The organism is Streptococcus sp. HMSC36C04, assembly GCF_001839535.1.
Taxonomy (GTDB): Bacteria; Bacillota; Bacilli; order Lactobacillales; family Streptococcaceae; genus Streptococcus; species Streptococcus hominis.
The window spans coordinates 1-15129 of sequence record NZ_KV841562.1 but is presented as its reverse complement, the minus strand read 5'-3'; the positions used below and the strand labels follow the sequence as shown (position 1 = coordinate 15129).

Below are 15129 nucleotides of genomic sequence, written 5' to 3'. Positions count from 1 at the left end.
AATAAATGTTGCACTTATTCTTGCAATTTATCATATATTTACTTTACCCCAATCGTCCTTCTTTGCGATAGGCTTCGTCTGGACGCCAATTCCAATCAGCTTCAAATTGGTTAAGGAGCTCAAAGCTGGCTTCGGGTCCCATAGTACCTGATTTGTAATGATGAAGGGGAACTTCGTTATTTGCCCACAAGGTTTCAATACGGTCAATCAATTCCCAACTAGAGCGAACTTCGTCCCAGTGGCTAAAATTGGTTGAGTCATTGTTTAGCACATCGTAGATGAGCTTTTCATAGGGCTCTGGTGACGCACCAGAAGCTGTTGCATCTGTACGATAATCAAGTGTCAATGGAGCTAAGTTAAATTGCTCGCCCACTTCTTTGCCGTTCATGCTAAGAGAAAAACCTTCAGTTGGCTGAATGTAGATGGTCAACACATTTGGTTGGAGCGAGGAGCCAAAAATGGATTCCACTTGCTTAAAAACAATGTTGACATGAGTTCCTTTAGCAGTAAGACGCTTTCCAGTACGAAAGAAAAATGGAACACCACGGAAACGCTCACTATCTACAAAAAATGCACCAGAAGCAAAAGTTTCTGTAGTAGATTCTGGGTCAACATTTGGTTCGCTGCGATAGGAAATATACTTTTTCCCGTCTACTTTACCAGAAGTATATTGACCACGAATGAAGAGTTTTTTCAGATCATTATCAGTAGGTTTATGCAAGTGCTTAAAAACCTTAATTTTTTCAGCCCGAATATCATCTTTGGTGAAAGTTTTGGGTTTATCCATAGCAAGCAAAGACAGGAGTTGAAGTGTGTGATTTTGCACCATATCGCGCAGTGCACCTGAATGGTCGTAATAACCACCACGTTCCTCCACACCTAACTTTTCAGCAAAAGTGATCTGTACATTGTCAATATAATCACGATTCCAGACATTTTCAAAAAGAAGATTGGCAAAGCGAATGGCAAAAATACTTTGAATCATTTCTTTGCCGAGATAATGGTCAATCCGGAAAATCTGCTCTTCGTCAAATGTTGCCAACAAATCGTCGTTCAGTTTGCTAGCAGAGGCAAGGTCTGTGCCAAACGGTTTTTCTACAATTAAGCGTTCAAATCCTTTCCCGTCTACAATTTGCTCGGATTTGAGGTGTTTAGCAATGGTTCCGAAAAACTGAGGAGCCATGGACAGGAAGAAAAGTTTGTTATGTTCTGCTTGATATTGCTCGTCAAGGCTGTTTTGTAGTTTCCTTAATTCAATATAATGCTCAGTATCTTGGACGTCGTGACTTTGATAATAGAAATGGCTAGCAAATTCTTGCGCTTGCTCAGGGCTATCTGCGAGGTCTGTGATAGACTCGACCACGACAGATTCAAAATATTCCTTGCTCCAAGGTCTGCGAGCTGTGCCGATAACGGCAAAATGCTTAGACAGATTGCCAGATTTATACAATCTAAAAAGAGAGGGATAGAGTTTTCTTTTTGCCAAATCTCCACTGGCACCAAAAATTGTAATAATCACTTTTGAAGACATTTTGAACACCCATTTTCTAATATTTTATTTATTTTACCATAAATTGATTAAAATTTCTGATTTTTGATAACTCGAAATAAAGAGTAAAAGAGATAAAAAATAAGGATAACAAGGAAGAATAAAAGTAGAAAGACAAGATGTACACCTGTTGTAGTATCAGGAGCTTGATTGACCATGATAGCAGCAATCGCCGTTCCTAAAGCTCCAGCAAATGTTTGAGCCATTTGAAAGAGAGCAGTGGCGTCTGGTGACTTTTCCCGACTAATTTGTGAAACAGATAAGGCCATCGTGTTGTTGAAAGCCAGATTGCGCCCAATCGTAAAGAAAATATAAAAAAGGATGATGAGCGGTAATGTTAAGGCTTTTGTAAAGAATGCAAAAACGGAAACGGCTAAGAAAAAGAGGAGATTCCCACCATATAGAGAAAATTTGGGTCCCTTGGTGTCATATAATTTTCCCAAGAAAGGTGCCGAAAAAGCTCCTAACATTGTTCCAGGTAGCAGTGCAAAGCCAGCAGCAGAAGTAGCCTCGTGTTTCACTAAAACCAAGAAATTAGGAATCAGAAAATTGGCTGATAAATTTGAAAATTGGTAGAGAAAGAAAGGAATAATCCCTAGTAAAATAACTGGATTTTTCAAAATACGAATATCTAAAAAAGGATGTTCAACGGTTAGACTTCTCCAAATGAAAAGGATAAGTGATAATAAAAAGATGATGACAAAGCTCCAATTAAAGCTGCCTGCTTCTAAACTAGAAATCGCCATAATAGAAAAAGTAAGTGCGAGTGCAAGGAGCAAGAAAGAAACCCATTCAAAGGGACGTTCCTTTCTATTGGGGGTATTTTCTAAAAAGAAAAATCCTAAAATGAAGGAGATAATTGGAACCGGCATGATGAATGTGTAAATCATGTGCCAATCGAATGAACCAATCATCAAGCCGCCATAGGTGGGACCAATCGCAGGAGCTAGGCTTATAACAAGTCCAGACAATCCCATGTAAAAACCAATTTGGCTACGCGGAATGCGTTCTACGATAAGATTAAACATAAGGGGGGTAGCAATTCCAGTTGCTGAACCTTGCAAAATGCGTCCTAACATGAGTAAGGCAAAATTAGGCGCAAGCATTGCAACACCATTTCCTAACGTAAAAATAGCTAGGCTGGTGAAGAGAATTCTCCGTTCAGACCAGTTGTGTGCTAGCGTAGCTCCGAGTGTAATTGTGATGGCGACAGCCAGCAGATAACCTGTCGTAATCCATTGCAATGTGCCAAGGTCTGTATGAAAAACTTTCATAAGATGCGGAAAAGTGACATTCATACTGGTTTCAGACAGAATTCCAGCAAAAGTAATTAGAGCAGTGGCGAAAATAGATAGCAAGGTTTTCCTTGAAACGGGTTGATTTTGATGTGACATAGTACCTCCTAAAAATACAAATTTCTCTTATTTTATCATAATTGCTCACAAAAGAGCATAATAGGAGACCTAGAGAAATAGTTCTCAGGTCTTCTTTGGGTTATTTAATGTAGTTTAAAAGACACGATAGACATAAGGATTGCTAGGTTTTTCAACTTTCTTGAAACTATCCACTTCAAGCGTTGGCAAGCTTTGTCCTAGTTGCTTATGATAGCGAATCGTAATTTTTCCGCTTGCTCTTATCCAGGTATTATTTTCAAAATGCTCCGTATTACCAGTTGTCAGAAGTCCATAAACTCCCGAATCGGCAATACAATGAATAATACCAAAGCGGAAAAGAAACTGGCTGTTTTTATCGCTTGGGTCGTTGTAGACAAAGCCAGTAAATTCTAGCCGTTTTCCCGCAAATTCATCTGGATAATCATAGAGGACTTCCATGATTTCCATATAATTTTCAGTCGTAACGGAAATGACGTCTTTTTTCAGATATTTTTTTGCAGCTGCCCGCATTTCTTTCTCGTAAGCACTTTTAGTAAAATAGGTACTGGTATCAGGTTTTAGGTACTGATTGGTAGTGCCCTCATCAGCCTGAATGTTCTTAGAACTACCGTCAGCCAGCGGGAAATGGTAGCCCTTAGCAGAAACGGTTGTAGAGTCCAAATTGACCGTTGGAAAGAAGAGAGCAACGACAAGTGGTACAACAAGAAAAGCAATACTAGCAAATTTTGCAGAACGACTCGTCAAATGGCTGTGCACTTTCATTTTTTTCATCCAGACAATGAGCTGGACAATGGCTAGCACGAAAGAAAGAATCATTGAAATATATGCCAAATAAGAAAAATGCATATTGATGTATTGATTGAGCTTGCCGGAAAGTTGCAAATACATGGTGATTTCAAAGTAACCAGCTAAAATTAGAAAACGAATCATAGCACCACCCCCACAAGCCAAGAGTAAATGACAACAACTAAACTAACAATTCCAATGAATTGCCAGATGAATCGTCCTTTGAGGTAATTTTTCATCATGAGAATATTTTTCACATCTAGCATTGGTCCAATGACGAGGAAAGCGAGAACTGGCGCTAAGCCAAAACTAGAAATGAGCGAACTGCCGATAAAGGCGTCTGCTTCACTGCAAAGTGAGAGAAGAAATGCAAGCAGCATCAATAGCAAAATAGCCATAAGTGGCGTTGCACTAATGGAAGTCAGAATGCGTGTAGGTACGTAGACTTGCACTAGACTGGCAAAGAGACAACCAAAGACTAAGTAACGACCTGTATCAAAAAATTCGTCAATAGATTGCACAAACACTTGAAATACTTTCTGCGCTTGATTCAAATGAGAAAAGTCATGCTCATGCCGAATAACTCGATTTTCTTTTTGAATAGTTGCAGTATTGAGAAAGCCAAAGAAAATTCCTAAGATGATTGCCACAACAATAGAGCCAAGGGCTCTGAGCAAAGCCATTTTAAAGGAATTCCCAAAGGCAGAATAGGTCGCAAAAAGAACAATAGGATTGATAACAGGTGCTGTCACCATAAAAGGAACAGCTGTGTAACTTGGTACTTTCTTTTCCAAAAAACGATTGATAATAGGCACAATTCCACATTCGCAAGAAGGGAAAATAAAGCCAATAAAAGTACCAAAGAAAATCCTACCCCATTTATTTTTAGGCAGATAGCGATAAACTTTGTCTGGTGTGATATAAACCTCTATAAAACCTGAAATAATGCTCCCAATCAGCACAAAAGGTAGTGCTTCGATAATAATGGAGAGGAAAATCGCACCAGCTTGTAGCACACTAGGTGGCAGTTGATTAAAAAAGCTCATGACTTTTTAGCCTTTTGCTCTTTCTTGGTCTTTTTTTCTTTTTCATCAGGAAATTCTACTTTTTCGATTTTAGGTAACGTTGCAAATTCTTCAAACATTTTGTCCAAATCATCTGAACGTGTAAATTTAATAGCCATAACAGCCTCCTTTTCCTTTTTAACTATTATACTATCATTTTGAAAATTATGGTGAAATAAAGTCAGCAGAATAAAGATTAGCTTGTGAAAGAAGGAGATGAATGTGGTCTAATAAATAGACTATATGTGCAAAGGAAGGATCATGTCTCCAGATAATAATATAAAATTAAAATACTATAATCTTCAACCATTTACCAAATGGACGGGCGGAAAGCGGCAACTTTTAAGTGTATTGAGGAGCTATATGCCTGAGAAGTATAAGTGTTATTTTGAGCCTTTTGTAGGCGGAGGTGCTTTATTTTTTGACTTAGCTCCTGAACGAGCTGTTATCAATGATTTTAACGAGGAGTTGATGAATGTTTATCGACAAATAAAGGAGAAGCCAGCTGACTTGATTGATTTGCTTCTGGAACACAAAACAAATAATAGCAAAGAATACTATTTAGAACTTCGTTCTGTTGATCGGGATGGTCGTATTGATGAGATGACCGATGTTGAGCGTGCAGCTCGGGTTCTCTACATGCTTCGAGTTGACTTTAATGGTCTTTATCGAGTTAATTCTAAAAATCAATTTAACGTTCCTTATGGTCGTTACAAAAATCCTAAAATAGTAGATGTAGATTTAATTCATCAGATTAGTGGTTATTTGAATGAAAACGATGTGGAAATTCTACAAACAGACTTTGCTGATGCAGTTGCAGGAGCCCAAGCAGAAGATTTTGTCTATTTTGATCCGCCTTACATTCCTTTAAATGAAACGAGTTCATTTACTTCTTATACTCATGAAGGTTTTTCTTATAAAGAACAAGTTCGCTTGAGGGATACCTTTAAGGAATTAACTGATAGAGGGGTCTATGCCATGCTCTCAAACTCTTCTAGTCCCTTAGCTGAGGAATTATACAAGGATTTTAATATCTACTTTGTCGAAGCCCAACGAACGAATGGTGCTAAAAAATCAAGCCGAGGAAAAATTTCAGAAATAATAGTAACAAATTATGAATAATTACGAATATAAGTATGGAGGTGTTTTAATGACAAAACCATACTATAATAAGGATAGGGCTATTCTGGTTCATGCAAATACCTTTGACTTTTTATCAAAAATGAAGCCAGAAAGCATGGATATGATTTTTGCGGATCCACCTTACTTCTTAAGCAATGGTGGTTTTTCCAATTCAGGTGGAAATGTTGTTTCTGTAAATAAGGGGGAGTGGGATAAGGTATCAGGTTTAGAAGAAAAACACGATTTTAACCGCAGATGGATAAGGTTAGCTAAACAAGTACTTAAACCTAATGGAACTATTTGGATTTCGGGTAGTTTTCATAATATCTATTCGGTCGGAATGGCTTTGGAGCAAGAGGGGTTCAAGATTCTAAATAATATCACTTGGCAGAAAACCAATCCCGCTCCTAATTTATCTTGTCGTTATTTCACACATTCTACTGAAACCATTCTTTGGGCTAGGAAAGATGATAAAAAAGTCAAACATTATTACAATTATGATTTGATGAAGGAAATCAACAGTGGAAAACAAATGAAAGATGTTTGGACAGGCTCATTGACAAAAAAAGCTGAAAAATGGGCTGGTAAACATCCGACTCAAAAACCGGAGTATTTATTGGAGCGAATCATTTTAGCTAGTACAAGAGAAGGTGATTACATTTTGGATCCTTTTGTTGGAAGCGGGACTACAGGGGTTGTGGCTAAAAGACTAGGCAGACGGTTCATTGGTATTGATGCAGAACAAGATTATTTAGAAATAGCAAAAAGAAGATTGGAGGCCGAGTGATGAAGAAAGATGGTGTCGGTGGAGCAAATACAAGGACGGGTCTTGCTTTTGAGCTAAAAACGGATTTACCTACTTTTATTGCTAAACAACAAGGATATATTGTTGAACCCAATGACTACGATATTAGATACCTAAAAAATGGTGTAATTAGGAATAAACTTCGACAAAAGCAGGCTAGATGGAAAGTTTTTTTCAACTCAGAAGAAGTTGGTGAGATATTTCAGAAATATGGCTTGTATCGATATTTTGATGAGCTAGAGTTTGATTATAATAAAGTTATTTCAAAAAAACTTTTACCAGATGATTCAATATTTGTAATTAACAATAATACTGTTTTTATTATTGAGAAAAAAACTCAAAGTACTACAGGTAGTGTAGATGAAAAATTACAAACTTGTGATTTTAAGTTAAAGCAGTATAGAAAATTATTTGCCCCACTTAATAAAGAAGTCAAGTATTACTATTTGCTAGATAAAAAATGGTTTGATAAGCCTAGCTATCAAGATACACTAAATTATATTATTGATGTTGGCTGCGGTTATTACTTTAATTATATTCCGTTAGATGCACTAGGGTTACCAATTCCTGAGGAGGAAAAAAATGAATCTTGAATCTTATTTACAATTGAACTCTGACGAAAGATTGGGCCATTTTCTCTCCACCCTCTCTGTCACCAACCGTACACCAAAATACTATGTTAACTGGGAGAAAGTAGAAAGAGAGACGAAGAAATTTGAGTTGGAACTGCATACACTTAATTATCTGATTGGAAAAGATGATATCTACCAAACAGCTCTTGATTTGTTCAGAAAACAACCTGATTTGTTGAGGGCAATTCCTAGTCTGATTGCTAGTAGAGACAAAATTTTAGATGTTTTGAGTCTGGATGAAGAAGACAATATGTCCTTCCATCAGCTTAATTTTAAAAAAATTGAAACAGAGAAAATAGAAGATTATGTGGAGTTTGTTGATCAGTCTGGCCTGCTTGATTTTCTACAATATGAAGCTAATCGCTCACTGGTGGATTATGTATATGGTGTTGAAGCTGGTTTAGACAGTAACGCTCGAAAAAATCGGAGCGGAACAACTATGGAAGGCATTTTGGAGCGTAGTGTAGAGAAAGTCTGTTTAAAATATGGTTTGGAGTTTAAAGCTCAGGCGACAGCGGCTTATATTAGGGAAAATTGGGGAATTACTGTTCCAGTTGATAAATCCGAGAGACGTTTTGATGTAGCCGTTTTTTCTCCCCAAAATAGAAAGTTGTGGTTAATAGAAACGAACTATTATGGTGGAGGTGGTAGTAAGTTGAAAGCTGTTGCAGGAGAATTCACAGAACTAAGCCAGTTTGTTGAAAGTTCAACAGATAATGTGAACTTTGTCTGGGTAACAGATGGACAGGGCTGGAAAACGGCACACTTACCTCTTGCGGAAGCTTTTGCTCATATTCCAAATGTATTTAATCTAGAGATGATGAAGCGAGGGTATTTAACTGAGTTGTTACAATGATTGAGTACATAATCTGAGGAATAATTCATCTTTATCAGTGTTTTTAGAGTCCTGCTTGAGGACTCTTTTACTATTTAGAATGATAAATTGCACTTATTCTTGCAATTCATCAAATGAATAAAATAATGGCGAAAGAAGAAAGTAGCCAGAGAGACAATTGTATTTGGACTGCTGGATAAGGTATGGTATAATATTCTTTATGGAAACAAATATTATCGAACTATCGCAAAGTTTAAAGATTAGTCAGAAGCAAATTGAAAAAGTATTGGAACTGACAGCAGAAGGCAACACAATCCCATTTATCGCTCGTTATCGGAAAGAAATGACAGGGAATTTGGATGAGGTAGAGATTAAGGCTATTCTTGATTTGGATAAAAGTCTGACGAACCTCAGAGAGCGCAAGGCAACGGTGCTCGCGAAGATTGAAGAGCAAGGAAAACTGACGGAAAAACTACGTGCAGCTATTGAAGCAGCTGAAAAATTAGCTGATGTGGAGGAACTCTATCTTCCTTATAAAGAAAAGCGTCGGACAAAAGCCACGATTGCACGTGAAGCAGGACTTTTTCCTTTGGCACGACTCATATTACAAAATGCTGCCACTCTTCAAGAGGAAGCAACTGCCTTAACTAACGAAACATTTCCGACGGCAGAAGCAGCTCTAGCTGGAGCTGTAGATATTTTAGTGGAAGCCATTTCAGAAGATGTGCAGCTGCGTGCTTGGACCTATCATGAAATGCTGACAAATTCAAGCATTATTTCAACTTTGAAAGACGCCGATTTGGACGAAAAGCAAGTATTCCAAATCTATTATGACTTTTCCGAAAAAATCGCGGATATGCAGGGGTATCGCACCTTAGCGCTGAATCGTGGTGAAAAGTTAGGCATTCTCAAAGTTGGCTTTGAGCACAATGTAGATAAAATTATCCGATTTTTTGAAGTGCGCTTTAAGCTCAAGAATGACTACATTCATGAAGCAATCCAGCAAGCTGTGAAAAAGAAAATCATTCCAGCTATGGAACGTCGGATTAGGGCAGAATTGACCGAGACTGCAGAAGACGGAGCCATTCAGCTCTTTTCAGATAATCTGCGAAATCTGCTCTTGATTGCACCACTCAAAGGACGCGTGGTACTAGGATTTGACCCAGCTTTCCGGACAGGAGCAAAATTAGCAGTCGTAGATGCAACTGGAAAAATGCTGACAACTCAGGTTATCTATCCTGTTCCACCGGCAAAAGCAGCGCAAATTGAAGCTTCTAAGCAAGATTTGTCAGACTTGATTGACCAATTTGGTGTTGAAATCATTGCTATTGGGAATGGAACAGCTAGTCGTGAAAGTGAAGCATTTGTTGCTGAAGTATTGAAAACTCATCCAAACGTCAGCTATGTTATTGTCAATGAAAGTGGCGCATCTGTTTATTCTGCTAGCGAGTTGGCGCGACACGAATTTCCAGACTTGACGGTCGAAAAACGTTCGGCTATCTCTATCGCACGTCGACTGCAAGACCCCCTTGCAGAGCTAGTCAAAATTGACCCAAAATCAATCGGTGTCGGTCAATACCAGCATGATGTTAGCCAGAAGAAATTATCTGAAAGCTTGGATTTTGTCGTAGATACCGTTGTTAACCAAGTCGGCGTTAATATCAATACCGCAAGTCCATCTCTTCTATCGCATGTGGCAGGGTTAAACAAAACTATTTCTGAAAATATTGTCAAATATCGTGAAGAAGAAGGCATGATTCGCTCGCGCGATGCCATTAAAAAAGTTCCTCGTCTGGGTGCTAAAGCATTTGAACAGGCGGCAGGGTTCCTACGGATTCCCGAAAGTGATAATGTTTTGGATAATACAGGTGTTCACCCAGAGAGTTATCCAGCTGTTGAGAAATTGTTCCAAATGCTTGCAATTACGGACTTGGATCAAGCCGCTCAGGAAAAATTGCAGTCTTTAGATGTCAAAAAAGTTGCTGCAGATTTGGACTTGGGAGAAGCTACTCTTAAGGATATCATTGCAGACTTGCTCAAGCCAGGTCGTGATATGCGTGATTCATTTGATGCACCGGTTCTGCGTCAAGATGTCCTTGATATAAAGGACTTACAAATTGGGCAAAAGTTAGAAGGCGTTGTTCGCAATGTCGTTGATTTTGGTGCTTTTGTGGATATTGGCATTCATGAGGACGGCTTGATTCATATTTCTAAGCTCAGTAACAGCTATGTCAAACATCCGAGTCAAGTAGTTTCTGTCGGTGACTTGGTAACCGTGTGGGTAGACAAATTGGATATAGAAAGAGAAAAGGTCAATCTTTCCTTGGTGGCACCGCGTGAATCTAACTAACTATGTCAGACAAGTCTCTTTGGAAGATTTTGACAAAGAATTTCGACATACGGCTTCTTGGAATAAGCGCCTTCGCTCAACAGGTGGACGCTTTTTTCCAAAGGATGGGCATCTTGATTTTAATCCTAGAATCTATGAACAGTTTGGTTTAGAAACCTTCCGAAAAATTGTGCGGCACGAGTTGTGTCACTATCATCTTTACTTTGAAAAGAAGGGCTATCGACATAAGGATCGAGATTTCAAGCAATTATTGAAAGCCGTGGATGGTTTGCGCTATGCCCCTACTTTATCAAGCCAATCAACTTCAAAAACGCTTGTTTATCAATGCCTGCATTGTCGTGCACAATATCATAGAAAAAGACGAATCAATACTGAGCGGTATTGCTGCGGACGCTGCCAAGGGAAACTCATTTTTGTCAGACAGTTGCAGTCTTAATGACTATTTTGGAGAAACAATCAGAAATCCGCCTAAGGACGGATGGCATGATGAATGAAATGTGCTACACTAGATTCAGTATCAATGAAAGAGGCTTACTGATTATGAAAACAACATTTTATAAATTACGTCGAAATAGAGCTGTATCGGGAGTGTTAGCAGGTTTATCTGATAAATTTGGTCTAGATGTAGGGCTTGTTCGCTTTTTATTCGTTTTATTTACCATTTCTAATTTGGGTTTAGGGATTATCATCTACATCATCTTATCATCTGTGATGCCTTACAAGGAAGATGTAGAAGAAGAAATGTATGGGACAGGACCTCGTAAGCGTAAAGAAGCAGAAGCAATCAAAGAAGAAGACGGCTGGTTTTGGTGACTATAATAGAACGAGACTTTGTTTATATATGTAAAAAGGGGTTCAGGAAATGGACTCTCTTATTTTTGAAGGAGAAGAGATGGAATATTGGGATGCTTATAATGAGCAAAGAGAGCGACAAGGAAAGTTTCTAAAGAGAGGAGAACCAATTGCGGAAGGTCAGTATCACCTTTGTGTCAATGTCTTTGTTCGTCATATAGATGGGGAATTTCTCCTGATGCACCGCAGTCCAAAAAAAGAAATTCATCCTAATTATTATGAGTTTGGTGCAGGAGGAAGTGTGTTGGCTGGTGAAGATAGCATGACCGCAGCTTATCGTGAATTGCAGGAAGAAACTGGGCTGATTCCTAGAGAAATACAACTAATTGAGCAGACGACTTCACCTAAAGAACACTGTCATTTTGATTTTTATGAGGCAATTGTCACAGAGAAAGACGTGAAATATCAAGAGGGTGAAACGGATAGTCACATCTGGCTGAAACCTAGTGAATTACGATATTTTGTGAACCGTTATCCTTTATTTCAAGATCAAAAACAAATTGTAGAAAGAATGCTCCAGTCAGAGAAGTAGTAAATGCTATGTATGTTTATCCATTTTCTTTAAAAACAAGGATGAAACTCTCCTTTAATCTGAAAATTTGCTATAATAGAAAAAGAAACTATCAAAGGGGAAGAATATGACTGTAAAGATCAAAGATCTATTAAAAAAAGTCAGGTTAAATGTGGTTTATGGCGACGAGAAAATGTTGGAAAGAGAAATTACGACCTCTGATATTTCCCGCCCAGGACTTGAAATGACAGGTTATTTTGACTATTACACCCCAGAGCGTATCCAGCTAATGGGCATGAAAGAATGGTCTTACTTGATGAAGATGACGTCCCATAATCGCTATCAGGTTTTACGGAAAATGTTTGAACGAGACACTGTTATGATTGTGGCGCGTGATTTGAAAATTCCCGATGAGATGTTAAAGGCTGCAAAGGAAAATGAAATTGTTGTTCTCAGCAGTCACACACCAACTAGTCGTTTATCCGGTGAGATTTCAAGTTATTTGGATTCGCGTTTGGCTGAGCGAACCAGTATTCATGGGGTTTTAATGGACATTTACGGGATGGGTGTCTTGATTCAAGGAGATAGTGGAATCGGAAAAAGCGAGACTGGATTGGAGCTGGTGAAGAGAGGACATCGTTTGGTTGCAGATGACCGCGTGGATATCTATGCAAAAGATGAAATGACTCTTTGGGGCGAGCCAGCTGAAATTTTGCGCCATTTGCTTGAGATTCGCGGTGTCGGAATTATCGATGTCATGAGTCTTTATGGAGCTAGTGCTGTCAAAGATTCATCACAAGTGCAGATTGCCGTTTATTTGGAAAATTATGATGTCAATAAAACATTTGACCGTTTAGGAAATAATGGTGAAGAGTTTGAAGTATCAGGTGTTTCCATTCCAAGAATCCGTATTCCTGTGAAAACGGGCCGCAATATTTCGGTAGTGATTGAAGCAGCAGCAATGAATTACCGTGCAAAAGAAATGGGCTTTGATGCCACGAAGACTTTTGAGGAACGCTTGACCAATCTCATTAGTGAAAATGAGGTGTCTCATGATTGATCCAATTGCATTTAAGATAGGGCCTCTTAGTATTCGCTGGTATGCGATTTGTATTGTAACAGGTTTAGTTTTAGCTGTTTATCTGGCTATGCGTGAAGCGCCGCGGAAGAAAATCATTCCAGATGATATTCTTGATTTTATCCTCATTGCGTTTCCTTTGGCAATCGTTGGAGCTCGCATTTATTATGTTATTTTTGATTGGGGCTATTATGCTAAAAATCCTAGTGAGATTTTTGCCATTTGGCACGGAGGAATTGCTATCTATGGCGGTTTAATCACCGGAGCGATTGTCTTGTATTTTTTCTCACAGAGAAAGCTTATCAATACGCTAGACTTTTTAGATATTGCGGTTCCGAGTGTAATGATTGCCCAAAGTCTTGGACGCTGGGGAAATTTCTTCAACCAAGAGGCTTACGGAGCGGTCGTTAAAAGTTTAAATTACTTACCAAGTTTTATTCGCAATCAAATGTACATTGATGGTCATTATCGACAACCAACTTTCCTTTATGAGTCGGTTTGGAATTTGCTTGGATTTGCTCTGGTGATGATTGTACGAAGAAAGGAAAACTTCCTCAAACGTGGTGAAATTACAGGGTTTTATCTGATTTGGTACGGAATGGGGCGCATGGTCATTGAAGGGATGCGGACAGACAGTCTCATGTTTGCTGGCTTGCGTGTGTCACAATGGTTGTCTGCTGTTCTAGTGGTTGCCGGAATCATTCTCGTCATTTACCAACGCAGAAAAAAAGATACCCCTTATTATTAAAAAGTTAGGAGAAGAAAAATGCTTGAGATTGCTTATAGTTTAGTTGCCCTCGCTTTGGTTGCCTTGATTGTTTATACGATTTTTTTGGTTAGGAAAATCTCAAATGTCGTTGACGAAACAGAAAAAACAATTCAGGTGTTGACGACAGATGTCAATGTGACACTCTATCAAACCAATGAATTGTTAACGAAAGTGAATGTTTTAGCAGATGATATTAACGGAAAAATGACAACCATTGAACCGCTTTTCACTGCAGTTGCAGATTTATCTGAGTCCGTTTCGGATTTGAATGATTCTGCTCGTCATTTGAGTAAAAAAGCCGCTGCAGCAGGAAAAAATAGTGTCAAAGCTGGTGCAGCTTTATCAGCTTTGCGCATGATTACAAAACTATTTAAAAAATAAGAAAGAAGGCTTATTATGGGTAAATTTTCATCAATCCTTTTAGGAACAATCTCTGGAGCGGCTGTAGCTGTATTTCTTACTAGCAAAAAAGGAAAAGAAGTGACTGCTAAGGTTTCTGATTTTATGAATGACGTCAAAGAAAATCCAGATGATTTTAAAGATCAAGTAGTACAAAAAGCCAATCAATTCTCTAACCAAGCTGTAGAAGCAGTCAACCAAGCCAAAGAAAAGGTTGAAAGCGGAGAAATTACAGGCGAAACTGTTCTTGACTCTGTGAAAGAAGCAACGAAACAAGTAGTTGACTTTTCACAAGAGAAAATACAAGAATGGAAAGAAAAAATGACACCAGAAGGTATCTCTCCAGAAGATTTCAAAAAAACTGAGCAAGAACCAGTTGATAAAGAAACCACATCGGAGGATATTGTCATTGATTTGACAGAAAACCAAGAATCGGAAAATGAAGACAAAAAAATTGAGGACTAGCACCTCAATTTTTTTAACATCGATTTTACATCACAACGAATCACAACAATTCACGACAAAAATAGTGCCTTGCAAATAGGCGCTTTAATTTCAAAACTATTTATTTCTTTTCTGACGAATAAATGCTTGCTGCATTTTAATGCAAACTAAACTAACACCAATTGCTAAAGCAAAAGCTAAGAAAGTGTTTATTTTAATAGACAGGAATAAAAAGCTAAACAAAGCTGTCAAGATACAAAATGTAGCAATATTCACGAAAAATAGTAATTCTTTCAGGTTTGGATTCGTTTTTGCTTCAGGAATGTAATCTTGATAAAGGGGATATTGTTCTTGTTCTAATTCTGGATAGGTGTAGTCCTCTTGATAGGACTGATATTTTCTTGCGGTCATGTTCTCTCTCCTTACAGTACTCTCTTATTTTATCATGATTTTAATTAGATAAATATTACATAACAGTTACAAAAAGGCTAAAAATGCTTTTCAAATGATAAATTGCAAGAATAAGTGCAACATTTATT

Annotated in this window: 18 protein-coding genes; 12 read left to right on the top strand and 6 right to left on the bottom strand. The window is 38.2% G+C overall.

Annotation, left to right across the window (positions count from 1 at the left end):
• Nucleotides 1–43: 43 nt before the first annotated feature.
• The 5 genes from zwf to HMPREF3249_RS09360 form a co-directional block, all read right to left on the bottom strand.
• Nucleotides 44–1531 carry a glucose-6-phosphate dehydrogenase gene (zwf, locus tag HMPREF3249_RS00355; RefSeq protein WP_059220604.1) on the bottom strand — a complete coding sequence of 496 codons (1488 nt, stop codon included), beginning with the start codon at nt 1529–1531 and terminating at the stop codon, nt 44–46.
• Nucleotides 1532–1578: 47 nt separating this feature from the next.
• The gene (locus HMPREF3249_RS00350; protein ID WP_049534156.1) at nt 1579–2943 is read right to left on the bottom strand and encodes an MFS transporter; all 1365 of its coding nucleotides are present in this window, start codon (nt 2941–2943) and stop codon (nt 1579–1581) included.
• A gap of 114 nt (nt 2944–3057) precedes the next feature.
• On the bottom strand, nt 3058–3873 hold the full coding sequence (locus tag HMPREF3249_RS00345; RefSeq protein ID WP_049534158.1) for a TIGR03943 family putative permease subunit: 816 nt from the start codon (nt 3871–3873) through the stop codon (nt 3058–3060).
• Nucleotides 3870–4775, bottom strand: a complete 906-nt coding sequence (locus tag HMPREF3249_RS00340) for a permease (protein ID WP_049534160.1) — start codon at nt 4773–4775, stop codon at nt 3870–3872. Before HMPREF3249_RS00340 ends, HMPREF3249_RS00345 begins: the two co-directional genes overlap by 4 nt.
• A complete protein-coding gene (locus tag HMPREF3249_RS09360) occupies nt 4772–4912 on the bottom strand; it encodes an SPJ_0845 family protein (protein ID WP_003027644.1) in 141 nt (46 codons plus the stop codon). The genes HMPREF3249_RS00340 and HMPREF3249_RS09360 overlap by 4 nt, the downstream gene beginning before the upstream one ends.
• Nucleotides 4913–5054: 142 nt before the next feature.
• Here HMPREF3249_RS09360 and HMPREF3249_RS00335 point away from each other — a divergent pair, with 142 nt between their 5' ends.
• The 12 genes from HMPREF3249_RS00335 (at nt 5055) to HMPREF3249_RS00280 (ending at nt 14611) form a co-directional block, all read left to right on the top strand.
• Entirely contained in the window at nt 5055–5915 is an 861-nt protein-coding gene (locus HMPREF3249_RS00335; protein ID WP_059220606.1) for a DNA adenine methylase, read from the top strand.
• Nucleotides 5908–6702 (top strand): DNA-methyltransferase, encoded by a 795-nt coding sequence (locus HMPREF3249_RS00330; protein ID WP_049534165.1) that lies wholly within the window; start codon nt 5908–5910, stop codon nt 6700–6702. The genes HMPREF3249_RS00335 and HMPREF3249_RS00330 overlap by 8 nt, the downstream gene beginning before the upstream one ends.
• A complete protein-coding gene (locus HMPREF3249_RS00325) occupies nt 6702–7313 on the top strand; it encodes a hypothetical protein (protein WP_049534167.1) in 612 nt (203 codons plus the stop codon). Before HMPREF3249_RS00330 ends, HMPREF3249_RS00325 begins: the two co-directional genes overlap by 1 nt.
• Nucleotides 7303–8208: a type II restriction endonuclease gene (locus HMPREF3249_RS00320; protein WP_059220609.1), complete on the top strand. Its 906-nt coding sequence runs from the start codon at nt 7303–7305 to the stop codon at nt 8206–8208. The genes HMPREF3249_RS00325 and HMPREF3249_RS00320 overlap by 11 nt, the downstream gene beginning before the upstream one ends.
• A 199-nt stretch (nt 8209–8407) precedes the next feature.
• Nucleotides 8408–10537, top strand: a complete 2130-nt coding sequence (locus HMPREF3249_RS00315) for a Tex family protein (protein WP_059220611.1) — start codon at nt 8408–8410, stop codon at nt 10535–10537.
• Complete coding sequence (locus HMPREF3249_RS00310) at nt 10524–10973, top strand: SprT family protein (protein ID WP_059220613.1); 450 nt, start codon at nt 10524–10526, stop codon at nt 10971–10973. Before HMPREF3249_RS00315 ends, HMPREF3249_RS00310 begins: the two co-directional genes overlap by 14 nt.
• A 104-nt stretch (nt 10974–11077) precedes the next feature.
• Nucleotides 11078–11350 (top strand): PspC domain-containing protein, encoded by a 273-nt coding sequence (locus HMPREF3249_RS00305; protein ID WP_049534177.1) that lies wholly within the window; start codon nt 11078–11080, stop codon nt 11348–11350.
• A 49-nt stretch (nt 11351–11399) separates the two neighbouring features.
• Nucleotides 11400–11921, top strand: coding sequence for an NUDIX hydrolase (locus HMPREF3249_RS00300; protein ID WP_059220615.1), 522 nt, complete (start codon nt 11400–11402; stop codon nt 11919–11921).
• Nucleotides 11922–12027: 106 nt separating this feature from the next.
• A complete protein-coding gene (gene hprK / locus HMPREF3249_RS00295) occupies nt 12028–12960 on the top strand; it encodes an HPr(Ser) kinase/phosphatase (RefSeq protein ID WP_049534181.1) in 933 nt (310 codons plus the stop codon).
• Nucleotides 12953–13726, top strand: a complete 774-nt coding sequence (gene lgt / locus HMPREF3249_RS00290) for a prolipoprotein diacylglyceryl transferase (protein WP_059220616.1) — start codon at nt 12953–12955, stop codon at nt 13724–13726. Before hprK ends, lgt begins: the two co-directional genes overlap by 8 nt.
• Nucleotides 13727–13744: 18 nt before the next feature.
• Entirely contained in the window at nt 13745–14128 is a 384-nt protein-coding gene (locus HMPREF3249_RS00285) for a DUF948 domain-containing protein (protein WP_049534187.1), read from the top strand.
• Nucleotides 14129–14143: 15 nt separating this feature from the next.
• Nucleotides 14144–14611: a YtxH domain-containing protein gene (locus HMPREF3249_RS00280; RefSeq protein WP_003040175.1), complete on the top strand. Its 468-nt coding sequence runs from the start codon at nt 14144–14146 to the stop codon at nt 14609–14611.
• 96 nt (nt 14612–14707) lie between these two features.
• Here the strand turns inward: HMPREF3249_RS00280 and HMPREF3249_RS00275 are convergent, their stop codons facing one another.
• Entirely contained in the window at nt 14708–15001 is a 294-nt protein-coding gene (locus HMPREF3249_RS00275; protein WP_049534191.1) for a DUF3270 domain-containing protein, read from the bottom strand.
• Between the last annotated feature and the right edge of the window lie 128 nt (nt 15002–15129).